Genomic DNA, 25,045 nt, shown 5'->3' on the forward strand with positions numbered 1-25,045 from the left:
CGGCGAACATGACGGCACCTGCCCCGATCACCCGCGCCCTCACCCCCGTCGGACGTCTGTTCGGACTCGGGATCGACGTCGTCCGCAACACCTTCCGACCACCGTTCCAGCTGCGCGAGTACATCGAGCAGACCTGGTTCGTCACCAAGGTCTCCGCGCTCCCGACGGCCCTGTTCACCATCCCGTTCGGCGCCACGATCGCGCTGCTCCTGGCCGACCTCACCCGCCAGTTCGGCGCGCAGAGCCAGACCGGCGCGGGCAGTGTGCTCGCGATCGTCCAGCAGGCCGCTCCGATCGTCACGGCGCTGCTGATCTCCGGCGCAGGCGGCAGCGCGGTGTGCGCCGACCTCGGAGCCCGGACGATCCGCGAGGAGATCGCAGCCATGGAGGTGCTGGGCATCTCGCCCATCCAGCGCCTCGTCGTTCCTCGGGTGCTGGCGATGGCCACCACGGCTGTTGTGCTCAACGGGCTCGCCACGGTGGTCGGCGTCGGCGGCGGCTACTTCTTCAACGTCGTGGTGCAGGGCGGCACCCCGGGCGCCTACATCGCGAGCTTCTCGTCGATCGCGCAGGTCTCCGACATCGTGGTGAGCGAGATCAAGGCCGCCCTCTTCGGCTTCACCGCCGGCATCGTCGCCTCCTACCGCGGCCTCAACCCACCACCGGGGCCCAAGGGCGTCGGCGACGCGGTGAACCAGTCCGTCGTCATCTCGTTCGTGCTGGTGTTCCTGATCAACCTGGTGCTGACGTCGCTGTACCTCGAGCTCGTGCCGCCGAAGGGGTCGTGACGTGGCGCCGCTGAACGGCCGGGCGCGCCGGGTGGTGGACGCGCCGCTGCACGTGCTGGAGGAGCTGGGCGAACAACTCTCGCTCTACGCCCGCGCGATCGTGTGGATCCCGCGCACGCTGCGCCGCTACCGCTCGGAGATCGCCAGGCTGCTGGCCGAGGTGAGCTTCGGCTCCGGCGCGCTGATCGTCATCCTCGGCACCGCGGGCGTGATGCTGTCGCTGTCGCTGTTCGTCGGCAGCCTCGTGGGTCTGCAGGGCTTCCGCGCGCTGGACTCGCTCGGGGTCGAGGCGCTCACCGGCTTCATCACCGCGTACTTCAACACCCGCGACATCGCGCCGCTCGTGGCGTCGGCGGCGCTCACCGCCACCCTCGGCGCAGGCTTCACCGCGCAGCTGGGCGCGATGCGGATCTCCGAGGAGGTCGACGCGCTGGAGGTGATGGCGGTGCCCAGCGTGCCGTTCCTCATCACCACCCGCGTGATCGCCGGCGTGATCGCGATCATCCCGATGTACACGATCGGGCTCCTGGCGAGCTTCGCCGCGTCACGGCTGAACGTCACGCTGATCAACGGCCTGCCCGGCGGCACGTACGACCACTACTTCGATCTGTTCCTGCCGGTCAGCGACGTGCTGTACTCGTACCTCAAAGTGATCATCTTCGCTGTCGTGATCATCCTGATCCACTGCCACTACGGCTACAGCGCCAAGGGCGGCCCCGCGGGCGTCGGCATCGCGGTGGGGCGGTCGGTGCGCCTGTCGATCGTCAGCACGGCGATCCTCGACTTCTTCCTCACGCTGGTCATCTACGGCACCTCGACGTCGGTGAGCGTGGCCGGATGACGGCGGCGCAGCTCATCGGCGGAGGCCTGTCGTGAAGCGCAGGCTGCAAGGGCTCGCCTTCGTCGTGGTGCTGCTCGCGATGGCAGGGCTCGCCGTCGGCGCCTACGCCGGGTTCTTCTCCGCCGCCGTGCCGGTGACGCTGAAGGTCGACCGGGTCGGCACCCAGCTCGCCCCCCGCGCCGATGTGAAGGTCCGCGGTCTGAACGTCGGCACGGTCAGGTCGGTGAGCACGAACGGGACCGGCGCCACCGTGCAACTCGCCCTCGACCGCGACAAGATCGCGCTGATCCCGCGCAGCGTCTCGGCGCGGCTGATCCCCAAGACCCTGTTCGGGGAGAAGTACGTGTCGCTGGTGCCGCCCAGCGGGCCGCCGGGGCCGTCACTCGCGGCGGGTGACGTGATCCCGGAGGACCGCAGCGCGGCCGCCCGCGAGGTGGAACGGGTGCTCGACGGGCTGCTCCCGCTCCTCCAAGCCGTCGAGCCGCAGGATCTCGCGACCACGCTCGGTGCCCTGTCGCAGGCGTTGTCCGGCCGCGGTGAGGACCTCGGCAAGACGCTGGTGCAGCTGCAGCAGCTGACGGGCGGGCTGCGCCCTGCGGTGCCCGACCTGCAGGAGGACATCACGCAGCTGGCCGACTTCGCCGCGAACGCCAACGATGCCGCCCCCGACCTGCTCGACGCACTGGAGGACTTCAGCGTCACCAGCCGGACGGTCGTGGAGCAGCGCCAGCAGCTGAACGACCTGCTCACCGGGGTCACCGAGGCGTCGGACGACCTGAAGGCGTTCCTCGTGGAGAACCGGGGGAACATCATCGGGCTGGCTTCGTCGAGCCGCCCCACCCTGGAGAGCCTGGCGCGCTACGCGCCGGAGTTCCCGTGCCTGTTCAACCAGCTCGCAGGTCTCGTCCCGCGCATCGACAAGGCGTTCGGCGTGGGCACCGACCGGCCGGGGCTGCGCATCACGCTGGAGATCGTCGCGAACAAGGGCAAGTACGTGCCCAATCAGGACGAGCCGCGCTACCTCGACGACCGCGGCCCGCGTTGCTACCCGATCGAGCCGCTCGGCCCCCAGCACCCGCCGGGCGGACCGTTCAAGGACGGGTCGGAGCCCAGCCCCGCACCCGTCGGCACGCCGAAGGGCAGCGCCGAGGACTTCGGTGCGATCCCGGCCTCGTTCCCCGGTCCGGCCGGCTACACGGGCATGGGCCTGCCCAACTCGCCGGGCGAGCAGCGGATCGTCGCCGAGCTCACCGCGGCCCGCGACGGCACGTCGCCGTCCGCGGTGCCGAACTGGAGCTCGATGCTGGTCGGTCCGCTCTACCGGGGCGCCGAGGTGGCGTTGACGTGAACAGGATCCCCTACGGGCCGCTGATCAAGTTCACCGCGCTGACGGTCGTGGTCGCACTGGCCACCACCGTGCTCGCGCTGACCATCGCGAACGCGTCGCCGGGAGAGCACACGGCCTACACCGCGCGCTTCACGGATGCATCGGGGCTGTTGCCCGGCGACGACGTCCGGATCGCGGGGGTCGTCGTCGGCACCGTCGACGACATCCGGATCGTCGACCGGCGGGTCGCCGAGGTGGCCTTCAGCGTCTCCCGGGACCAGCGGCTCCCGGCATCGGTGACGGGCGCGATCCTCTACAAGAACCTCATCGGCCAGCGGTTCCTTTCGCTCGCACTCGGCGCAGGCCCCACCGGCGACACCCTCCCGCCAGGGGGCACGATCCCGGTGGAGCGCACCCGCCCGCCGCTGAACCTCACCACGCTGTTCAACGGGTTCAAGCCGCTGTTCGCCGCGCTCGACCCGCAGCAGGTCAACCAGCTCTCCTTCGAGATCATCCAGGTCCTTCAGGGGCAGGGCGGCACCGTGCAGAGCCTGCTCGCGAGCACGTCGTCGCTGACCAACACGCTCGCCGACCGCGACGAGGTGATCGGCCAGGTCATCGACAACCTCAACGCGGTGCTCGACACCGTCAACGCGCGGGACCAGCAGCTGTCGGACCTCATCAGCTCCCTGCAGGCGCTGGTGTCGGGCCTCGCCGAGGACCGCAAGCCGATCGGGGACGCGATCGTCTCGATCGGCAAGCTCACCAAGGTCACGTCCGGTTTCGTCGAGGAGGGGCGGCCGGCGCTGCGCCAGGACATCGCCTCGCTGGGCGACCTCGCAGGCAACCTGAACGACCAGGCGCCCAAGCTGGAGCAGACCCTTCTGAACCTGCCGGGCAAGCTGGAGACGGTCTCCCGGGCGGGCAGCTACGGCAGCTGGTTCCAGTTCTATCTGTGCGGCCTCACCGGCTCCGTCGGGCTGGAGCCCTACCTCCCGCCTGCCGAGATCCCGGCGTTCACCAGCGCCTCCCCGCGGTGCGGGCCCGACCCCGACGGCGTGGAGGGCGAGAAGCCGAATCCGCTGGGCGGTATCCCGCCCGTCGCCCCGGACGGTCCGAAGTTGCCTGCGCTGCCACCTGCTCTGTCGTTGCCGGGGGACCACTGATGCCCGGACAGCGCAACCCCGTCCGCACCGCCGTGATCGGCCTGCTGGCGATCGTGCTCATCGTCGTGCTGGCCTTCAACGGTCCGGCGATCTTCGGCGGCGGCACCACCTACCGCGCCGAGTTCGGCGAGGCCGCCGGGCTCACCTCCGGCGACCTCGTCACCATCGCAGGCGTCGAGGCCGGGCGCGTCGGCTCCGTCGAGCTGGCAGGCGACCGGGTTCTCGTCACCTTCACGATCTCCGATGCCTGGGTCGGCGACCGGACGTCCGCCTCGATCGAGATCAAGACCCTGCTCGGCTCCAAGTACCTGGCGCTCGACCCGCAGGGCGACAACGCCCTCGAACCCGGCGGCGTGATCCCGCTGGCCCGCACCGCGTCCCCGTTCGATGTGGTGGAGGCGTTCGACGGGCTCTCCGGCACGATCGACCAGCTCGACACGAAGCAGCTCGCGCAGAGCCTGACCACGCTGGCCGACACGTTCCGCGACACCGCTCCCGAGGTCCGCGGCGCCCTCGACGGGCTCTCCCGCCTCTCCACCACCATCGCGAGCCGGGACGAGGAGATCCACAAGCTGCTCGAAGGCACCCACAAGCTCTCCGGCGTGCTCGCCGACCGGAACGACGAGTTCGAGAAGCTCCTCTCCGACGGCAACCTCCTGCTCTCCGAGCTGCAGAAGCGCAAGGAAGCGATCAGCGCACTGCTCGACGGCACCCGCGAGCTGTCGAAACAGTTGCGGGGCCTGGTCGCCGACAACCGCGACCAGCTGCGACCCACGCTGGAGAAGCTCGACAAGGTCGCCGCGCTGCTGCAGCGCAACCGGGACGCCCTCGACAACGGGCTGCGGCTCGAGGCGGTGTTCGTGCGGCTGTTCACCAACTCCGTCGGCAACGGCCGCTGGTTCGACAGCTACCTCTGCGGACTGCTGCCCCCGACCGCCGGCCCGATCAACCCGGGGGGGTGCTGAGGATGGGGCTCACCCTCACCGACCGCCGCCAGCTTCAGTTCACCGCGCTGGCGGCCGTGGTGGCCGTGCTGGTCGCCGGCGGGCTCTATCTCGTGCTCCAGCCGCCCGGACGGCTGGTCACGGCGTACTTCACGTCGGCGACGGCTCTGTTCGAGGACAACTCCGTGCGTGTGCTCGGCGTGCCGGTCGGCACGATCACCAAGGTCGAGCCCCAGGGCACGCAGGTGCGGGTGGAGATGCGGATCACCGACGGCGAGCTCAAGCTCCCGGCCGACGTGCGCGCCGTCGTCGTCTCGCCGAGCCTCGTCACGGGTCGCTACGTCCAGCTCACCCCCACCTTCTCGGGCGGTCCGGAGCTGACCGACGGGGCCGTCATCCCGGTCGAGCGCACCGCCACCCCGCTCGGGGTGGACGAGCTCACGCGCACGGCCACCGAGCTCTCGAAGGCACTCGGACCGGACGGGGTGAACGCCAAGGGAGCCCTCTCCGACGCGCTCGACGTCGGGGCGGAGAACCTGGACGGGAACGGCCGGAAGCTGGGCGACACGATCCACAACCTGGGCGAGTTGTCGGGAACGCTGGCCAACTCACGTGAGGATCTCTTCGGCACTGTCACGGAGCTGCAGAAGTTCACCTCGATGCTCGCCGACAACGACGACCAGGTGCGGGAGTTCAACGGCAGGCTCGCGGACGTCTCGGGTTTCCTCGCCGACGAGCGGGGCGACCTCGGCAGCGCCGTCTCGGAGCTGTCGATCGCCCTCGGCGAGGTGGCCGACTTCGTGCGGGACAACCGGGGCGAGATCAAGTCCAACGTCGACAAGCTCACCGACGTCACCGCGGTGCTGGTCAAGCAGCAGAAGGCGCTGGCCGAGATCCTCGACATCGCCCCCGCAGGCCTGTCCAACCTCGCCAACACCTACAACGGTTCCTCGGGCACCCTCGACACCCGCGCCGACATCAACGAGCTGTCGCTGCCCCCGATCGTGCTGGTCTGCCAGGCGCTCGAGCGCGGCACGCCTGCCGACCTGCCACCCACCCTCTCCGGCACCTGCTCCCAGCTCGAACCCGTGCTGTCCGGGGCCGTCCCGCTGCCGAGCCCCGCGCAGGTCCTCAACTCCCTGCAGTCCGGCCAGCTGCCGCCCGTGCCGGGGCTGGCGCTACCGACGGACCCGCCGCCGGCGCACCCGGGCGGTGACCGGTGATGGGCCGGGCGTCGCTCCGACTCGGTGCTCTCATCACCGTGGTCGCGCTGCTCACCAGCGGGTGCGGCGTGCTCTCCGGCGGGCTGCGCGGCGTCGACCTGCCGGGTGGCGCGGCCCTGGGCCCCGACCCGTACCGGCTCACGATCGAGTTCTCCGACGTCGTCGACCTCGTTCCCCAGTCGCTGGTCAAGGTCGACGACGTCTCCGTCGGCACCGTCACCGACATCAGCGTCAGCCCCACCTGGACGGCGATGGTGAGCGTGCTCGTCAACCGCGACGTCGCGCTGCCCGCCGACGCGCAGGCCCGGATCCGCACCACGAGCCTGCTGGGCGAGAAGTTCGTCGAGCTCTGGCGGCCGCAGGAGGCCCCAGGGGCGGTATCGCCACCGCGGATCGCCGACGGCGCCACCATCCCGCTCGCCCGCACCAGCCGGGCGGCGGAGGTGGAGGAGGTGCTCGGGGCGCTGTCGCTCCTGCTCAACGGCGGGGGCATCGCGCAGATCCGGACGATCTCCAGCGAGCTCAACAAGGCGCTCACCGGCAACGAGCCCGAGATCCGCGCGCTGCTCGACGACCTGGACCACCTCGTCGGCGCGCTGGACGACCGCAAGACCGAGATCACGCGCGCGCTCGACGAGATCAACCGGCTGTCGTCCACGCTGAACGACCGGCGCGACCAGATCAAGACCGCGCTCGACGACCTCGCGCCCGGGCTCAAGGAGCTGGAGGCCCAGCGCGGGCAGCTCGTCGACATGCTTCAGGCACTCGACAGGCTCTCCGGCGTCGCCACCGACGTGATCAACCGCAGCCGGGACGACGTGCTCGCCGACCTGAAGCTGCTGCAGCCCATCCTGGGCAAGCTGGCCGAATCGGGCCCCGACCTGGTCAACTCGCTCGAGCTGCTGCCCACCTTCCCGTTCACCGACGGCTCGGTCGACGGCTTCGCAGGCGACTACGCCAACCTCTACGTGCGCGCCGATCTCGACCTCGGCCACGTCCTGCAGAACCTCGCGCGGTCCAACCAGCCCTTCCCCGGCCCGGACGGCCCGATCCCCGGGCTGCCGCCCACGGCCGAGCTGCTCGGCCCCCTGCTGGGCCCGATCGGCCCGTCGCTCCCGAAGGTCCCGCTGCTCGGCGACGACGGCCTGCTCCCGTTGCCGGGGCTTCCCGGGTCGCACCCACCCGACTCCGACTCCGACCCTGACCCCGACTCCTCGGAGCCGTCGCCGACCTCCACACCTGAGCCGAGCGAAGGCGGCGGCATCCTCGGTGGCCTGTTGGGAGGCGGCCGGTGATCACCAAGGCGGTACGGCTTCAGCTGATCGCGTTCCTCCTCGTGACCGCTCTCGGGGTGGGCTACGCGGGCTTCCGGTACGCCGGATTCGGCGACCTCTTCGGCGCCACGACGTATCCCGTGCGACTGCAGCTGGCCCAGTCAGGCGGCATCTTCACCGGCGCCGATGTGACCTACCGCGGGGTGAGCGTCGGCCGTGTCGGTCCGCTCACGCTGATCCCCGACGGCGTGGAGGCGAGGCTCGACATCAACCGCGACGCCCCGCCGATCCCCGCGGACCTGGACGCCGCGGTACACAACCTCTCCGCGATCGGGGAGCAGTACGTCGACCTGCAGCCCACCAGCGACGGGGGCCCGGTACTCGACGGCGGATCGGTGATCCCGATGTCGCGGACCAGCACCCCGGTGCCGATCGAGGATCTCGTCGTCAGTCTGGACGACTTCGTCCGGTCGGTGCCGCTGGATTCCCTGCGCACCGTCGTCGACCAGCTGGGCGATGCCTTCGAGGGCACCGCGCAGCCCCTGCAGAAGATTCTGGACACCACCAACGCGTTCACCGCCGACGCCGTCGACGCGCTGCCGCAGACCCTGGCGCTGATCCACGACGGGCGCACTGTGCTCACCACCCAGAACGACGTGTCCGGGGACTTCAAGAGCTTCAGCCACGACCTGTCGCTGCTCGCCGACCAGCTCGCGACATCCGATCCCGACCTGCGCAGGCTGCTCGTCACCGGCCCGGACGTGTCGGACGAGGTGGTCGGCCTGCTCCGGGAGAGCGGCCCGGGGCTCTCCGAGCTCCTCGCCGACCTGCTCACGGTCTCGCGGGTCGCCGAGCCACGCCAGGACGGGCTGCGGCAGCTGCTCGTCACCTATCCCGGGCTGGCCTCGAACGGCTACACCGCGGTTCCCGACGACGGCACAGCCCACCTCGGCCTCGCCGTGAACCTCTTCGACCCGTTCCCGTGCACGCAGGGCTACGAGGACACACCACACCGGGCCGGGAGCGAGGTCGGTCCGGTCGAGCTCAACGAGGACGCCTACTGTGCGGAGCCGCCCGGAAGCCCGATCAACGTCCGGGGTGCCCAGAACGTCCCGCACGCAGCCACCCCGACGCCGCCCGTGGACGCCCCGGTCGGACCGCCCGGGCCGCTGCCCGCCGGATCGGCCCCCGTGGATTCGGCTCCCCCGCTGAGCTCCCTGGCCCAGATCCTGCTCAGCTGATCCGTCCCCCGACGGCTGGAGGTTCCATGACCGTTCTCGACGACCCGCCCACGGCCCCGTCAGCGCCTGCCCGGCCACGGCAGGCCACCACCCTGGTGCGGGTGCTCGCCGTGCTGGTGGCGGTGGCGGCGGTGGTGGCGGCCTTCTTCGGCGTGCGGTGGGCCCTCGCGCTCGGCGACGACGGCCTCGAACTGGCCGACCAGCGAGACGCCGTGCTCCTCGACGCGCAGCAGGCGGCCATCAACCTCAACAGCCTCGACTTCACCCACGTCGACGCCGGACTCGACCTGTGGGAACAGACCTCCACCGGACCATTGCTCGACGAGTTCCGCGCCAACCGCGCCGAGTACTCCAAGGTCGTCACCGACTCCAAGCGCGTCACGACGGCCACCATCGCCGACGCCGCGGTGGCCGAGCTCGACGTCCGAGCCGGCACCGCCCGCGTGATCATCGGGGTGGACGTCAAGGTCGTTCCGCAAGGGCAGGACCCCGTGGTCACCCGCCAGCGGCTGCAGTTGGAGATGACCCGCACCGATGCCGGCTGGAAGGCGAGCAGGCTCGCCCCGGTCCGCTCCCCGGCAAGCTGAGAGCAGGAGTCGCTCACCATGCCCCCACGTCCCCGCACACCGCGCGCCCGGGTGAGCACGATCCGTCGCCCCCGGGTGGCCGGAACCGCACCCGCTGCGCAGCGCAGCACCACCGCTGATCGCTCCGTCCCGGACGACACACGCACCCGGCCCATCCCGCTCGGTTCCGGACCGGTCGCCGAGCCTCCGTCGGACCTGAGCGCACCGGGCCGCCGGCCGAAGGACCCGGCAGCCGAAGAACCAGCGCCCGAGCAGCCGGCGCAGGAGATATCGGCGTCCGACGAGCCGACGACCGAGGAACGCGCGGTGACGCCGGTGGAGGAGCCGGCGGCCGATCTCGCGTCGGACGACGAGGGCAAGCGATCCTTGCGGGTGCCGCTGCTCGCCGCCGCGCTCGTGGTGCTCACCGGCCTCGCCGTGTTCTTCGGCATCGAAGACACGCACCTGCGCGACGCCCCGTCCGCCGCCAACTCCGCCTTGGTCGACGTCGGAACCACAGCTGAGGTCTCGGGCCAGCTCACCGACGCGCTGCAGACCATCTACTCCTACGACTTCGCCCGGCTCGACGAGAACGAGCGCGCCGCCCGCGCCGTGATCACGCCGGAGTTCGCCGACCAGTTCAACCGGTTGTTCGCCCAGGTCCGCGATCTCGCGCCGCAGCAACAGGCCGTGGTATCGGCGACGGTCACGCTCTCGGCGGTCAAGGAGATCACCGGCGACCGGGCGGTGCTCGTGGCGTTCATGGACCAGCAGGCCACCCGGGCCGCTGCCGACGACGGCCAGCCCACCCAGCTCGCGGCGGCAGGCCGCCTGACCGTCACGGGGCAGAAGATCGACGGCCGCTGGAAGATCGCCGGCGTCGAGAGCAAATAAGGAGCAGATGAGGTGAGATCGACACCAATGCTCTGGATGCCGTGACCGAATCGCTCTGGCGTCCATCTCACCCGAAATCCGGGCCGACTCGGGACCCCCGGCGCGGCGTCGTGACATACCGGTGTCGGCACGCAGGTCACGTCGCGTATCCTGGTCAGCGGTTCCACCGAAGACCGCAGGTCTACGTCGTCGGCGAGTGATCGCCGGTGGCGTACGAAGGTTCCGCGACAGCGGGCGGCCCGCGCAGGAGGACGAGGTCATCGCGAGGTGCGCTGTTGCGCGCCATCTGCCACGCCCCGTGTGCTCCTGCGCCGGGGCGTTCGTCTTCTCCGGCTCCGTCGACGGTGGGTCAGTCACGTGCACGACCACCCGACAACCGAGAGGAGGCAAGGGATGGCCCGACCTGACAAGGTCGCGGCGGTCGACGAGATCGCCGAGAAGTTCCGGGGCTCGTCCGCCTCGGTGGTCACCGAGTACCGCGGCCTCACCATGTCCCAGCTGACGACGCTGCGCCGCTCGCTGGGCGAGGGCGCCAGCTACCGCATCGCCAAGAACACCCTGGTGAAGCGGGCGGCCGAGAACGCCGGCCTGGATGGTCTCGAGGAGCTGCTCGTCGGCCCCACGGCGATCACCTTCATCACCGGCGAGCCCGTCGACGCCGCCAAGGCGCTGCGCGACTTCGCCAAGGCGAACCAGGCCCTGGTGATCAAGGGCGGCTTCATGGACGGTCGCACGCTGACCGTCGCCGAGGTCAACCAGCTTGCCGACCTGGAGTCGCGCGAGGTCCTGCTGTCGAAGCTGGCCGGCGCGATGAAGGGCACGATGGCCAAGGCTGCCGGCCTGTTCGCCGCCCCGGCGTCCCAGGTGGCTCGCCTGGCGCAGGCCCTGGCCGACAAGCGCGCGGAGGAGGGCGGTGCGGCTCCGGCAGGTGCCGACGCCGATGCCACCGACGCCACCGAGGCTCCGGCGTCCGCCGACGCCTCCGAGGCTCCGGCTTCCGCCGAGAGCTGACCACCACCCCCCTGCGTAGTTACACCCCAAGAGAGGAAGCGCCACCATGGCGAAGCTGTCCACCGACGAGCTGCTCGAGGCCTTCAAGGACCTCACCCTCATCGAGCTCTCGGAGTTCGTGAAGAAGTTCGAGGAGACCTTCGACGTCACGGCCGCCGCCCCGGTCGCGGTCGCCGCCGGCCCGGCTGCTGCCGGCCCCGCCGCCGACGCCCCCGAGGAGAAGGACGAGTTCAACGTCGTCCTCGAGGCCGCCGGTGACAAGAAGATCCAGGTCATCAAGGTCGTCCGTGAGCTCGTCTCCGGCCTGGGCCTCAAGGAGGCCAAGGACCTCGTCGAGTCGGCCCCCAAGCCGATCCTCGAGGCTGTTCCGAAGGAGGCGGCCGACGCCGCCAAGGCCAAGCTCGAGGACGCCGGCGCCAAGGTCAGCCTGAGCTGATCACCGCACACCGGTAGCACCACGCCGAGGGGCGGCACCCGATCCGGGTGCCGCCCCTCGCGCGTGAGCGGCCCTTCCACGTGTGTCGCCCGATCACGGGCCGGGGTTGTCAGCCCGCCGTGCGGCAGCCAGGACGGCGAGCACCTGGGCGTCGGGGGTCTGGCCGAAGTCCCGGTACCAGCAGCTCACGGCCACCAGCACGGCCGGTGCCACGAGGGCCACGACGTCGTCGGCGGCACCTTCCGCTCGTATGAGGTCCGCTGTGCCCGCCCGGCCCACCGGCACGGCCAGCACCACGTAGCGCGGGCTGTCCTCACGGAGCCGGCGCAGCGCGGCGCGGGCGGTCACCCCGGTGGCGAGCCCATCGTCGACGAGCACCACGTCCCGGTCCGCGACGGGCACCGCCGCAGCCACCTCCCGGTACCGCCGCAGCTGCCGGCCCGCCTCCTCCTTCTCCCGTGCAACGGCGTCGGCCAGATCCGCGGCGGCCACGTGCGCACGGCGGAGCGAGGCAGGGTCCCAGTTGACCGGGCCGTCAGCGGTCACTGCACCGAGCCCCCACTCGGGCTGGGTGGGTGCGCCGATCTTGCGTGCCACGGCCACGTCGAGCGGAGCGTCGAGAGCCGTGGCCACGCCGGCCGCCACCGGCACCCCGCCCCTGGCCAGGCCCAGCACCACGGGGTCGCACCACTTCCGTGCGCGCAGGTCGGCGCCGAGCCGGGTGCCCGCCTCGGCGCGGTCGGCGAACGCGGCTCGCCGCCTGCGCATCCTCATGCGCCCCGGGTACCCGTCGGCACCGCGACATCGACATGTGTCGCTGCTGCGACGGGCTCCCGTTCCGCGGGACCTACGGCAGGTCGCGCACCACGGGCTTGTTTCTGGTTGTGGACGCCGTGATTATCGGGAGAGGGCCTCGACGCAAACGTTCTGCGGCCCTGGACGGGGGGAGAGCGCAGATGGCCTGGATGCACGCGCGGCGCGGCGAGGGTCCGCAGCTGCGCTCGCCCGCCCCGGGCATGTCGTTGCCGAGGTCGGCGAACGGTCCGGAGAAGATCTTGGCCTTGCAGCGGCTCGCGGGAAATCTCGCCGTCACGCAGATCCTCCACCGCGAGGCCAGCGAGGAAGACGGGGTCGCGCCCGTCCAGCGCTCAGGCGACGATGACCGGTTCGTCGACAACGATCTCGCAGCCGACTACCGAGTATGGAGCGCCTGGGCAGCGGGGACCGAAGGGCCGAGCGCTGCAACGGCCGGGGCCGCCGGGCCCAGCGCTGGAACTGCGGCGGCGCCTCCTCGCCCATGGGGCGCCATGGCCGACGCCGCTTCGGCAGGTCGTGCCGGCTACATGAGCGTGGGCGAAGCCCGGCGACTTTTCGACGGGGTCAAGGACCGCGAGTTCCTCAGCACGAAGGGGTGGATGGAGGAAATCCCTTACGACCAGGCCGAACTGTACTGCGCGGACAGGGCGAGTCACATCGCTCTGCAACTCACGTCGGTCGGTGTGGCGTGCAAGAGGATCTTCGTCGTGAAGTCCCTGGCCGACGGTGCCCCGGGATTGTGGGTCAACTCGACGACGGCACGGGGCGCCCGGCCCGGACGGCCGGTCAAGCTCCCGTGGGATTACCACGTGGCCGTCGCCGTCGACGTGCAGGACGATGCAGGCAAGCCCGCGGAGATGATCTTCGACCCGGCGGTTGATCCCGCGGGCCCGATCTTCCTGAATCAGTGGTTACAGGCAGTGCACGCCGACACGGAAGCTCCCCATATGAACCGGATCGGGGAGAGCCACGATGAGGCGACGGAGAGGCTCCAGCAGCTTCACGCGGAGGATCCGAGCAGGCCGGTGAACGGGCTCGGCTTTCCTCTCGGCTCCACCTGGGTTCTTGCCACGGAGCCGGGGGCCGTGAACATCCCGAAGATCGACAAATCGGGAAACCCCCAGTCCTATCCGTTGTCGATGGACGGGATGTCCTCGGACTTCCGCAACTGGCGCGAGGAGCTCGAGGGGCAGGTGGAGAACTCGCACATGGCGCGCGAGGAGAGGGAACAGTGGGAGCGGGAGCGAGCGTCCCAGTGGTATCGACGCCTCCTGCCCGGTGGTACCGCGTCGGGGTCGGACGGGCCCGCGGGGCTCGCTTCGAGCGTCGCCCCCGGGGGCGGGACGCCGGGTGGCCCCCCGTCCCTCCGCTGGCCACCGAACAGCGCCCTTGCGCTGCGCCGGCCGCCGAACGACGTGCTCGTTCCGAACCAGCGCCCTCAAGGCCCCGGTCCTGCCGCGGGTTCCGAGCGCAATGTCTACGAGATGGAGTGGCGGGGCGAGCAGCAGCCTGCTCCCGGTCGCACCACGCGGCGAGGCACATGGCTTCGCCGGTGGCGGCGGGGCCTGCCGTGATGCGTGATGGTCGGCGGCCCCGCCAGGGAGATCAGGCGGGCTGCCGGCGGGGTGCCGCGTCTCAGGTCTGCTCGCGCGTGCGCAGCTCCCGGCGCAGGAGCTTGCCCGTCACCGTCTTCGGAATCTCGTCCAGGAACTCGACCTGCCGGGGGTACTTGTAGGCCGCCATCCGTTCCTTCGCGAACGCGATGAGCTCCTCAGCGGTCACCGACCGGCCCGGCCGCAGGCTGACGAACGCCTTGACCGTCTCGCCCCGGTACTCGTCCGGGACGCCCACCACCGCGGCCTCCCGCACCGCCTCGTGCTCGTAGAGCACGTCCTCGACCTCGCGCGGCCATACCTTGTAGCCGCCCGCGTTGATCTGGTCCTTCTTACGGTCGACGATGTAGAACCAGCCACGGTCGTCCATATAACCGACGTCGCCTGTGTGCAGGGCGCCCTTCGGGATGGCGGAAGCGGTCTCGTCGGGCTTGTTCCAGTAACCCGCGACGACCTGCGGCCCCGTCGTGACGATCTCGCCGATCTCCCCGGGCGGGAGGTCCTCGCCGTCGTCGCCGACGATGCGCACCACTGTGTTGTAGATGGGCACGCCGACCGACAGCGCACCCGACGCCTTGTCCACCGGGGCCTCGACGCCTTCCGGCACGCCGTGCGACGGGGACGTGGTCTCCGTGAGCCCGTAGATGTTGTGGATGTACTGCCCGAAGGCCGCGGAGAACGCCGTGACGGTCGACGGCGGGATGGGTGCCCCGCCCGACCAGATCTTCGTCAGCGACGCCAGCGCGTCGCGGTCCGCGTTCGGGGCGTTCATCAGGGCGATGAACACCGTGATGGACCCGACCGTGAACGTCGGGCGCTCGTCGCGGATGGTCTCGATCGCCAGCGAGGGCTCGAAGCGGCAGAACAGCACCAGCGGCGCCCCGAGCAGCAGCGAGAGCGTGACGTGGGCGATGAGGCCGGTGATGTGGAAGAGCGGTGCCACGCCCAGCACGACGTCGTCCTGCCCGAGGCCGCACCACTGCCGGTAGGCGTGGCTGTTGAACACCACGTTCCCGTGGGTGTTCATCGCGCCCTTCGGCGGGCCCGTGGTGCCGGAGGTATAGGTCAGGAACGCGGTGTCGTCGGGGGAGAAGGACACCGACGGGGGCCGCTGCCCGCGGAACCGGTCGATCAGCCCCGCCATGTCGACGGTGCCGGGCAGCTCCATCCGCTCGATCCCGCCGAGGATCCGGGCATCGTCGCGGGCCTGGTACTCCAGCTCCGACGTGGTGATCACCGTGGCCACGTCGGTGCGATCCACCACCGCGGCCGCGACGTCGCGGTACAGGCCCTCCAGGCACACCAGCACCGTGGAGCCCGAGTCGCGCAGCAGCAGGTCCAGCTCACGTGCCCGGTTCATCGGGTTGACGGAGACGGCGATGCCACCCGCCTTCCAGGTGCCCACCATCGCGATGACGAACTGCGGCACGTTCTGCAGGTACAGCGCTACCCGGTCGCCTGCGGAGAACCCGGAGTCGAGCAGGCCCACCGCGAACGCGTCGGAGAGCTCGTCGAGCTCGCGCAGGGTGATCCGGCCGTCGAAGTAGCGGATGATGTCGCCGTCGGGGTTGCGCCCCACCGCCTCCCGGAACATCGCCAGTGCGTCGGTGAACTCGGGCTCGATGTCGTGCGGCTGCCCGTCGGCGTAGAGCGGGAGCCACGGCCTCTCGTCGTAAGTGGCCATGTCAGCGGATCGCCACCGGGTTCACCGGGGCGCCGGTGCCGTTGACGATCTTCAGCGGAGCAGCCACGTAGAAGAAGCTCCAGCGGCCGTCGGCGGCGCAGGCATCGGCCAGGTCGTCGAGCCAGGCGATCTCGGTGAGCGCGACGCCGAGGTTGCGCATCAGCGCGCAGTGCAGCGGCAGCGCGATGCCCGAGCCCGGCTCGTAGGTCACCTCGTTCGCGATGGTGTCGGTGACGAGATTGGGGATCTCGCGGTCCTTGAACCAGTCCACAAGTTCACGCGAGTAGGTGAGACCCGGCTCGTTGAAGCCGTCGTAGAACCGCTCCTTGTCGTTGAGCTCGTACCAGTACTTCATGAAGCCGGTACGGACACAGAGCACGTCGTGCGGCTCGATGGTGACGCCCTGGGCCTTGGCCGCGGCCTCCAGGTCGTCGTGGTCGAACGTCTCGCCCTTGTCCAGCCAGTCCTTGCCGCGGTGGCGCGCCATGTCGACCAGCACCCCGCGCCCCACCACGCCCTTCTCCGCGATCGGCAGCACGGAGGCCTTGTCCATCGCACCCACGGTGGATCGGGCGTCGTAGCCGTTCCAGAGCTTGCCGTCGTACCAGACGTGCCCCAGCGCGTCGTACTGCGTGGAGCCCTGCAGGAAGATCTGGGCCGTGTCGTCGGCGTAGTGCAGGCCGCCGGGGAACTGGGGGGCGCCGTCGCCGTCCCACGTGCTCTCGTCCATGACGTTCTGCCGCTTGATGCTCTCCCGCCCCGGCCACAGCGGGTCGCCCGGGCTCTCGGTGCGGCCCATGTGGATCTGCAGGGTGAAGACCTCGCCCGTGCGCACCTGCTGCACGCCGCGGAGCACCTCGCCCGCGTCGAGGTAGTTGAGGGACCCCAACTCGTCGGCCGGGCCCCATCGGCCCCAGTTCGACGGGGCATCGGCACCCAGCAGATCAGCCATCGAGGGGGTGTCGGACATCGTTGTCTCCTCACCGGGGGGTGACCCCGTCGGCCGGCGACGCCGGCCCTCGCCGTCGTCCAGGACGCGAACCTGATCGTGGGTCGAGCCTCTGGCGGGCGCAGCGGTGTGTCAAGGACCACCCGACCGGGTGGAGGGGCCCACGTCCGGGTGCGGGCGGCAGACGTGCCAGACTTGGTCGACGGACGGTCGGTTCAGCGGCCTCCGAGGCGCCCCGCGGCCACGACGTGCGACGTCTTCGCCGGTCATCCCGCGAAAAGGACCATTTACCGCCGCGTAGAGTCTTGACGCCGTGCGCCGGTCAGGTCACTCTTAGGTCTCGATGGTTGTCTCGGTGACCTGTCTCGACAGCCGCTGCGTTTGCAGCTAGACTGCCTCTTTGCGCTGCCCTCGTCCAGCCTCGCGTGCGCTCAGATGGAGTTCCCCCACCGGGAGTCCGCCCCAAGTGCTCGCGCGCGTCTGGTCGGGGGCTGCGCATGACAACAGACGGCGTGCCCCGGATCCCGCATCCGCGAGCCCGATCGCCCCGGACCTCCCGCCCGGGTCGGACGAGCAGACGGTAGCGCGCGGGAGCCGGTGCCCGCCAGACGAGAGCGCAGTTCTCGGAAGGACGCATCTTGGCTTCGTCCCGCGCCACCAGCCCCCTCGCGACCCACGTGCCGGCTGCCGTCTCGGCCAACCCGAGCTTCCCCGGGGCTCCCACCCGGGTCACCTTCGCGAAGATCCGCGAGCCCCTCGAGGTGCCCGATCTCCTCGATCTGCAGATTCAGTCGTTCGAGTGGCTGGTCGGCAACGAGGCCTGGTTCCAGCGACGGATCGATGCCGGCGACGAGAATCCGATGGGTGGCCTGGAGGAGATCCTCACGGAGATCTCTCCGATCGAGGATTTCTCCGGCTCGATGTCGCTGTCCTTCTCCGACCCCCGCTTCGACGAGGTCAAGGCCTCCGTCGAGGAGTGCCGGGACAAGGACATGACCTACGGTGCCCCGCTGTTCGTCACCGCGGAGTTCACCAACAACACCACCGGCGAGATCAAGAGCCAGACGGTGTTCATGGGTGACTTCCCTGTGATGACGGACAAGGGCACGTTCATCATCAACGGCACCGAGCGTGTCGTCGTCTCCCAGCTCGTCCGGTCGCCCGGCGTCTACTTCGATCACAGCATCGACAAGACGACGGAGAAGGACGTCTACTCGGTCAAGATCATCCCGAGCCGGGGTGCTTGGCTGGAGTTCGACGTCGACAAGCGCGACACCGTCGGTGTCCGCATCGACCGCAAGCGCCGCCAGCCGGTCACCGTGCTGCTCAAGGCGCTGGGCTGGACCGCCGAGCAGATCCAGGCTCGCTTCGGGTTCTCCGAGACGATCATGGCCACGCTCGAGAAGGACCACACCGCCGGGCAGGACGAGGCGCTGCTCGACATCTACCGCAAGCTGCGCCCGGGCGAGCCGCCCACCCGTGAGAGCGCGCAGACCCTGCTGGAGAACCTGTTCTTCAAGGACAAGCGCTACGACCTCGCGAAGGTCGGCCGCTACAAGGCCAACAAGAAGCTCGGTCTCACGATCGAGACCTCGGTCGGCACGCTGACCGAGGAGGACATCGCCACCACCATCGAGTACCTCGTCCGGCTCCACGCCGGCGAGACCACGATGACGGTCGGCGGCACCGTCGAGGACGGGGCCGAGGGCGGTGCCAAGACGGGCGGCATCGAGGTCCCCGTCGAGACCGACGACATCGACCACTTCGGCAACCGGCGCCTGCGCACGGTCGGCGAGCTGATCCAGAACCAGGTCCGTGTCGGCCTGTCCCGGATGGAGCGCGTCGTCCGTGAGCGGATGACCACCCAGGACGTCGAGGCGATCACCCCGCAGACCCTGATCAACATCCGCCCGGTCGTGGCGGCGATCAAGGAGTTCTTCGGTACGTCGCAGCTGTCGCAGTTCATGGACCAGCACAACCCGCTGGCCGGCCTCACGCACAAGCGCCGCCTGTCGGCGCTGGGCCCCGGCGGTCTGTCCCGTGAGCGTGCGGGCTTCGAGGTCCGCGACGTGCACCCCAGCCACTACGGCCGGATGTGCCCGATCGAGACCCCTGAGGGTCCGAACATCGGCCTGATCGGGTCGCTGTCCACGTTCGCGCAGGTCAACCCGTTCGGGTTCATCCAGACCCCGTACCGCAAGGTCGACAACGGCCGGGTCACCGAGCAGATCGACTACCTCACCGCCGACGAGGAGGACCGCTTCGTCATCGCGCAGGCCAACGCGCCTCTCGACGACGACGGCAACTTCCAGGAGGAGCGCGTCCTCGTGCGCCGCAAGGGCGGCGAGGTCGACTTCATCTCCCCGACCGGCGTCGACTACATCGACGTCTCGCCTCGGCAGATGGTGTCGGTCGCCACGGCGCTGATCCCGTTCCTCGAGCACGACGACGCCAACCGCGCGCTCATGGGTGCCAACATGCAGCGCCAGGCGGTGCCGCTGCTGCGCAGCGAGTCGCCGCTGGTGGGCACGGGTATGGAGCTGCGTGCCGCGGTCGACGCCGGTGACGTTCTCGTCGCCGACAAGGCCGGTGTGGTCGAGGAGCTCTGCGCCGACTACATCACGGTCATGGCCGACGACGGCACGCGCACCACGTACCGGCTGAACAAGTTCCGCCGGTCCAACCAGGGCACGTGCAACAACCAGAAGCCGATCATCGACGAGGGCGACCGCGTCGAGGCCGGCCAGGTCATCGCCGACGGGCCGTGCACCGAGAACGGTGAGATGGCCCTGGGCAAGAACCTGCTCGTGGCGATCATGCCGTGGGAGGGCCACAACTACGAGGACGCGATCATCCTCTCGCAGCGCCTGGTGCAGGACGACGTGCTCACGTCGATCCACATCGAGGAGCACGAGATCGATGCCCGCGACACCAAGCTGGGCGCCGAGGAGATCACCCGGGACATCCCGAACGTCTCCGAGGAGGTGCTCGCCGACCTCGACGAGCGCGGAATCATCCGCATCGGCGCCGAGGTGCAGCCGGGCGACATCCTGGTCGGAAAGGTCACGCCCAAGGGCGAGACCGAGCTGACCCCGGAGGAGCGCCTGCTGCGCGCGATCTTCGGCGAGAAGGCGCGCGAGGTGCGCGACACCTCGCTGAAGGTGCCGCACGGCGAGAACGGCAAGGTCATCGGCATCCGGGTCTTCTCCCGCGACGACGAGGACGAGCTGGCTCCCGGCGTCAACGAGCTGGTGCGCGTCTATGTGGCCCAGAAGCGCAAGATCCAGGACGGCGACAAGCTCGCCGGCCGCCACGGCAACAAGGGCGTCATCGGCAAGATCCTTCCCGCCGAGGACATGCCGTTCATGGAGGACGGCACCCCGGTCGACATCATCCTGAACACCCACGGTGTGCCACGACGGATGAACATCGGCCAGGTGCTGGAGACCCACCTCGGGTGGATCGCCAAGTCCGGATGGGAGATCGAGGGCAAGCCCGACTGGGCGTCGAAGATGCCCGAGGAGCTCTACACCGTGCCCGCCGGCACGAAGACGGCCACGCCGGTCTTCGACGGCGCCAAGGAGAACGAGATCACCGGTCTCCTCGGCTCCACGCTGCCCAACCGTGACGGTGAGCGGATGGTCAAGCCCGACGGGAAGGCCCAGCTGTTCGACGGGCGTTCCGGGGAGCCGTACCCGTTCCCGGTGGCCGTCGGCTACATGTACATCCTCAAGCTGGCCCACCTCGTGGACGACAAGATCCACGCCCGGTCCACCGGTCCGTACTCGATGATCACGCAGCAGCCCCTGGGCGGTAAGGCCCAGTTCGGTGGCCAGCGGTTCGGCGAGATGGAGTGCTGGGCGATGCAGGCCTACGGCGCGGCCTACACGCTGCAGGAACTGCTCACGATCAAGTCCGACGACGTCGTCGGCCGAGTGAAGGTGTACGAGGCCATCGTCAAGGGCGAGAACATCCCCGAGCCGGGAATCCCGGAGTCGTTCAAGGTGCTGCTGAAGGAGCTCCAGTCGCTCTGCCTGAACGTCGAGGTGCTCTCGAGCGACGGCGCGGCGATCGAGATGCGCGACACCGACGACGAGGACCTGGAGCGGGCCGCGGCGAACCTGGGCATCAACCTGTCCAGCCGTCCCGGTTCCGACTCGATGACCGTCGACGACGTCGTCAACTGATCCCCGCCCAGAGCCGAATAACGAACGAAGGACACGAATTTGCTCGACGTCAACTTCTTCGACGAGTTGCGCATCGGCCTGGCCACCGCTGAGGACATCCGACAGTGGTCCCACGGCGAGGTGAAGAAGCCCGAGACCATCAACTACCGCACCCTCAAGCCGGAGAAGGACGGGCTCTTCTGCGAGAAGATCTTCGGTCCCACCCGCGACTGGGAGTGCTACTGCGGTAAGTACAAGCGCGTCCGCTTCAAGGGCATCATCTGCGAGCGCTGTGGCGTGGAGGTCACGCGCGCCAAGGTGCGTCGTGAGCGGATGGGCCACATCGAGCTGGCCGCTCCGGTCACGCACATCTGGTACTTCAAGGGTGTGCCGAGCCGCCTGGGCTACCTGCTCGACCTGGCGCCCAAGGACCTCGAGAAGATCATCTACTTCGCGGCATACGTCATCACCTCGGTGAACAAGGAGCTGCGCCACACCGACATGTCCACGCTCGAGAACGAGATGAGCGTGGAGCGCAAGCGGGTGGAGCAGCGCCGCGACGCCGACCTGGAGGCGCGGGCCCAGAAGCTCGAGGCCGACCTGGCCGAGCTGGAGGCGGAGGGCGCCAAGAGCGACGTCCGCCGCAAGGTCAAGGAGGGTGGCGAGCGCGAGATGCGCCAGCTCCGTGACCGTGCCCAGCGCGAGCTGGACCGGCTCGAGGAGATCTGGACCACCTTCTCGAAGCTCGACGTGCAGCAGCTGATCGCGGACGAGGGGCTCTACCGCGAGCTCTACGACCGCTACGGCGACTACTTCACCGGGGCGATGGGCGCCGAGGCGATCCAGACGCTTCTGCAGAACTTCGACATCCCGGCCGAGGCCGAGAACCTGCGGGAGACCATCCGCAGTGGCAAGGGGCAGAAGAAGCTCCGCGCCCTCAAGCGCCTCAAGGTCGTCGCGGCGTTCCAGACCACGGGCAACAGCCCGATGGGCATGGTGCTCGACTGCGTCCCGGTCATCCCGCCGGACCTGCGCCCGATGGTGCAGCTCGACGGTGGCCGCTTCGCCACGTCCGACCTGAACGACCTGTACCGCCGGGTCATCAACCGCAACAACCGCCTCAAGCGACTGATCGACCTCGGCGCGCCCGAGATCATCGTCAACAACGAGAAGCGGATGCTGCAGGAGGCCGTCGACGCGCTGTTCGACAACGGCCGTCGCGGCCGTCCGGTCACCGGACCGGGCAACCGCCCGCTCAAGTCGCTGTCCGACCTGCTCAAGGGTAAGCAGGGCCGGTTCCGCCAGAACCTGCTCGGCAAGCGCGTCGACTACTCCGGCCGTTCGGTCATCGTGGTCGGCCCGCAGCTGAAGCTGCACCAGTGCGGCCTGCCCAAGCAGATGGCGCTGGAGCTGTTCAAGCCGTTCGTCATGAAGCGGCTGGTCGACCTCAACCACGCGCAGAACATCAAGTCCGCGAAGCGCATGGTCGAGCGTGGCCGCTCGCAGGTGTGGGACGTGCTGGAGGAAGTCATCTCCGAGCACCCGGTGCTGCTGAACCGCGCACCGACCCTGCACCGCCTCGGCATCCAGGCCTTCGAGCCGCAGCTGGTGGAGGGCAAGGCCATCCAGCTGCACCCGCTGGTCTGCGAGGCGTTCAACGCCGACTTCGACGGTGACCAGATGGCGGTGCACCTGCCGCTGTCGGCCGAGGCGCAGTCCGAGGCCCGCGTCCTGATGCTGTCCAGCAACAACATCCTGTCGCCCGCCTCCGGGCGGCCGCTGGCGATGCCGCGTCTGGACATGGTCACGGGCCTGTTCCACCTCAGCCGGCAGCGCGACGACGCCGCAGGCTCCGGCCAGGTGTACTCCTCGCCGGCCGAGGCGATCATGGCCTACGACCGCAAGGCACTTCACCTGCAGGCGCCGATCAAGATCCGGCTCACCGACGCGGTTCCGCCCGCGGACGTCGCGGCGAAGCTGGGTGTCGACGGCTGGCAGCCGGGGTCACCGTGGCTCGCCGAGACCACGCTGGGCCGGGTGCTGTTCAACGAGCTCCTGCCGAGCGACTACCCGTTCGTCAACGAGCAGCTGCCGAAGAAGCGTCAGGCCGCGATCATCAACGACCTGGCCGAGCGCTACTCGATGACCGAGGTCGCGCAGGTGCTCGACCGCCTCAAGGACGCCGGCTTCTACTGGGCCACGCGGTCCGGTGTCACCATGGCCGTCTCCGACGTCGTGGTGCCGCCGAACAAGCAGCAGATCCTCGACGGCTACGAGGTCAAGGCCGACCAGGTCAACAAGCGCTACCAGCGGGGCGCCCTGTCCCACCAGGAGCGCAACGACGAGATGGTCAAGATCTGGAGCCAGGCCTCCGAAGAGGTGGCCAGGGCGATGGAGGAGAACTTCCCCGAGGACAACCCGATCCCGACGATCGTGAAGTCGGGCGCGGCGGGCAACATGACCCAGGTCCGGCAGCTCGCCGGTATGCGTGGTCTGGTGGCCAACCCGAAGGGTGAGTACATCCCCCGTCCGATCAAGGCCAACTTCCGTGAGGGCCTGTCGGTGCTGGAGTACTTCATCTCCACGCACGGCACCCGCAAGGGTCTGGCGGACACCGCGCTGCGCACGGCCGACTCGGGTTACCTGACCCGTCGTCTGGTGGACGTGTCGCAGGACGTCATCGTCCGCGAGGTCGACTGCGGCACCGAGCGCAGCATCACGATGCCCGTCACGGAGGAGACCAGCGACGGTCGCCTCATCCCGCACCGCTACCTGCGCACCTCGGTGTACGCCCGCTCGTCCGCCGAGGACGTCATGGGTCCCGACGGCGAGTTCGTCGTCCGGCGGGGCGACGACCTGGGCGACCCCGCCCTCGACGCGCTGGTCGCGGCCGGTGTCCGGCAGATCAAGGTGCGTAGCGCCCTGACTTGCGCGTCGGCCACCGGTATCTGCGGCATGTGCTACGGCCGCTCGATGGCCACCGGCAAGCTGGTGGACGTCGGCGAGGCGGTCGGCATCGTCGCGGCGCAGTCGATCGGTGAGCCCGGCACCCAGCTGACGATGCGTACCTTCCACACCGGTGGTGTGGCGGGCGACGACATCACCACTGGTCTGCCCCGCGTGCAGGAGCTCTTCGAGGCTCGCGTCCCGAAGGGCAAGGCACCGATCGCCGACGTCGACGGCCGCATCGCGATCGAGGACGGCGACCGCTTCTGGAAGATCACCCTCACCCCGGACGACGGCGGCGAGGAGATCGTCTACGAGAAGCTGTCGAAGCGGCAGTGGCTGGCCATGACCACGGTCGACGGCCAGGAGCGCCCGCTCTCCGACGGCGACCACGTGCACGTGGGCCAGCTGCTCCTCGAGGGCACGGCCGACCCGCACGAGGTGCTGCGTGTCATGGGCCCGCGCGAGGTGCAGCTGCACCTGGTGCGTGAGGTGCAGAAGGTGTACCGCACGCAGAGCGTGGACATCCACGACAAGCACATCGAGGTCATCGTCCGCCAGATGCTGCGGCGGGTCACGATCATCGACTCCGGCTCCACCGAGTTCCTGCCCGGCGCCCTCGCCGAGCGGGCGGAGTTCGAGACGCAGAACCGCCAGGTGGTGGCCGAGGGCGGCGAGCCGGCCTCGGGTCGCCCGGTCCTCATGGGGATCACGAAGGCCTCGCTGGCCACGGAGTCGTGGCTGTCCGCGGCTTCGTTCCAGGAGACCACCAGGATCCTCACCGATGCCGCGATCAACGGAAAGCGCGACAAGCTCGTCGGGCTGAAGGAGAACGTGATCATCGGCAAGCTGATCCCGGCCGGCACCGGTATCAACCGGTACCGCAACATCCAGGTCCAGCCCACGGAGGAGGCCCGCGCGGCCGCCTACGCGCTGCCGAGCTACGACGACGGCTACTACAGCCCCGACGTGTTCGGCACGGGCACCGGTGCCGCGGTGCCGCTGGACGACTACGACTTCGGGCGCGACTACCGGTAACCGGTAGGCGCATCAGGCCCTCCGCGACGGCGGAGGGCCTGATGCCGAAGGCAGGTCCCGAACGGGGCCGGATACCGCTCTCCCGTGGCGGTGTCCGGCCCCGTTCTTTGTTCGCCTGCACA

Annotated in this window: 18 protein-coding genes; 15 read left to right on the top strand and 3 right to left on the bottom strand. The window is 69.7% G+C overall.

Features of this window, described 5'->3' with window-relative positions:
• The first annotated feature begins 8 nt into the window (after window positions 1-8).
• The 12 genes from MMF94_RS15690 (at window position 9) to rplL (ending at window position 11,711) form a co-directional block, all read left to right on the top strand.
• On the top strand, window positions 9-788 hold the full coding sequence (locus MMF94_RS15690) for an MlaE family ABC transporter permease (RefSeq protein ID WP_241037333.1): 780 nt from the start codon (window positions 9-11) through the stop codon (window positions 786-788).
• A 1-nt stretch (window position 789) separates the two neighbouring features.
• Window positions 790-1,629 (top strand): MlaE family ABC transporter permease, encoded by an 840-nt coding sequence (locus tag MMF94_RS15695; RefSeq protein ID WP_241037335.1) that lies wholly within the window; start codon window positions 790-792, stop codon window positions 1,627-1,629.
• A gap of 31 nt (window positions 1,630-1,660) precedes the next feature.
• On the top strand, window positions 1,661-2,977 hold the full coding sequence (locus MMF94_RS15700) for an MCE family protein (RefSeq protein WP_241037337.1): 1,317 nt from the start codon (window positions 1,661-1,663) through the stop codon (window positions 2,975-2,977).
• Window positions 2,974-4,122: an MCE family protein gene (locus MMF94_RS15705; protein WP_241037339.1), complete on the top strand. Its 1,149-nt coding sequence runs from the start codon at window positions 2,974-2,976 to the stop codon at window positions 4,120-4,122. The genes MMF94_RS15700 and MMF94_RS15705 overlap by 4 nt, the downstream gene beginning before the upstream one ends.
• Window positions 4,122-5,087, top strand: a complete 966-nt coding sequence (locus MMF94_RS15710) for an MCE family protein (protein ID WP_241037340.1) — start codon at window positions 4,122-4,124, stop codon at window positions 5,085-5,087. Before MMF94_RS15705 ends, MMF94_RS15710 begins: the two co-directional genes overlap by 1 nt.
• A gap of 2 nt (window positions 5,088-5,089) precedes the next feature.
• The gene (locus MMF94_RS15715) at window positions 5,090-6,289 is read left to right on the top strand and encodes an MCE family protein (protein ID WP_241037342.1); all 1,200 of its coding nucleotides are present in this window, start codon (window positions 5,090-5,092) and stop codon (window positions 6,287-6,289) included.
• The gene (locus MMF94_RS15720; RefSeq protein ID WP_241037343.1) at window positions 6,289-7,584 is read left to right on the top strand and encodes an MCE family protein; all 1,296 of its coding nucleotides are present in this window, start codon (window positions 6,289-6,291) and stop codon (window positions 7,582-7,584) included. Before MMF94_RS15715 ends, MMF94_RS15720 begins: the two co-directional genes overlap by 1 nt.
• Complete coding sequence (locus MMF94_RS15725) at window positions 7,581-8,804, top strand: MCE family protein (protein ID WP_241037345.1); 1,224 nt, start codon at window positions 7,581-7,583, stop codon at window positions 8,802-8,804. Before MMF94_RS15720 ends, MMF94_RS15725 begins: the two co-directional genes overlap by 4 nt.
• Before the next feature lie 26 nt (window positions 8,805-8,830).
• Window positions 8,831-9,391, top strand: coding sequence for a hypothetical protein (locus MMF94_RS15730; RefSeq protein ID WP_241037346.1), 561 nt, complete (start codon window positions 8,831-8,833; stop codon window positions 9,389-9,391).
• 18 nt (window positions 9,392-9,409) lie between these two features.
• Window positions 9,410-10,264 carry a hypothetical protein gene (locus tag MMF94_RS15735; RefSeq protein ID WP_241037348.1) on the top strand — a complete coding sequence of 285 codons (855 nt, stop codon included), beginning with the start codon at window positions 9,410-9,412 and terminating at the stop codon, window positions 10,262-10,264.
• A 393-nt stretch (window positions 10,265-10,657) separates the two neighbouring features.
• Entirely contained in the window at window positions 10,658-11,275 is a 618-nt protein-coding gene (gene rplJ, locus MMF94_RS15740; RefSeq protein ID WP_241037350.1) for a 50S ribosomal protein L10, read from the top strand.
• 46 nt (window positions 11,276-11,321) lie between these two features.
• Entirely contained in the window at window positions 11,322-11,711 is a 390-nt protein-coding gene (gene rplL, locus MMF94_RS15745) for a 50S ribosomal protein L7/L12 (RefSeq protein WP_241037352.1), read from the top strand.
• 93 nt (window positions 11,712-11,804) lie between these two features.
• On the opposite strand, the gene MMF94_RS15750 is transcribed toward rplL, so the two are convergent.
• On the bottom strand, window positions 11,805-12,485 hold the full coding sequence (locus MMF94_RS15750; RefSeq protein WP_338104216.1) for a phosphoribosyltransferase: 681 nt from the start codon (window positions 12,483-12,485) through the stop codon (window positions 11,805-11,807).
• 182 nt (window positions 12,486-12,667) lie between these two features.
• Between MMF94_RS15750 and MMF94_RS15755 the strand changes: the two genes are divergently transcribed.
• Window positions 12,668-14,101 (top strand): protein-glutamine glutaminase family protein, encoded by a 1,434-nt coding sequence (locus tag MMF94_RS15755; RefSeq protein WP_241037354.1) that lies wholly within the window; start codon window positions 12,668-12,670, stop codon window positions 14,099-14,101.
• 61 nt (window positions 14,102-14,162) lie between these two features.
• Here the strand turns inward: MMF94_RS15755 and MMF94_RS15760 are convergent, their stop codons facing one another.
• Entirely contained in the window at window positions 14,163-15,824 is a 1,662-nt protein-coding gene (locus MMF94_RS15760; protein WP_241037355.1) for an AMP-binding protein, read from the bottom strand.
• 1 nt (window position 15,825) lies between these two features.
• A complete protein-coding gene (locus MMF94_RS15765; RefSeq protein ID WP_241037358.1) occupies window positions 15,826-16,794 on the bottom strand; it encodes a cyclase family protein in 969 nt (322 codons plus the stop codon).
• 617 nt (window positions 16,795-17,411) lie between these two features.
• On the opposite strand from MMF94_RS15765, the gene rpoB reads away from it, so the two are divergent.
• Together rpoB and MMF94_RS15775 are read left to right on the top strand one after the other, a co-directional pair.
• Window positions 17,412-20,960 carry a DNA-directed RNA polymerase subunit beta gene (gene rpoB, locus MMF94_RS15770; RefSeq protein ID WP_379660384.1) on the top strand — a complete coding sequence of 1,183 codons (3,549 nt, stop codon included), beginning with the start codon at window positions 17,412-17,414 and terminating at the stop codon, window positions 20,958-20,960.
• Window positions 20,961-20,999: 39 nt separating this feature from the next.
• Window positions 21,000-24,923, top strand: a complete 3,924-nt coding sequence (locus MMF94_RS15775; RefSeq protein WP_241037362.1) for a DNA-directed RNA polymerase subunit beta' — start codon at window positions 21,000-21,002, stop codon at window positions 24,921-24,923.
• Window positions 24,924-25,045: the final 122 nt, after the last annotated feature.

This window comes from Pseudonocardia alaniniphila, from assembly GCF_022524485.1.
Classification (GTDB): domain Bacteria; phylum Actinomycetota; class Actinomycetes; order Mycobacteriales; family Pseudonocardiaceae; genus Pseudonocardia; species Pseudonocardia alaniniphila.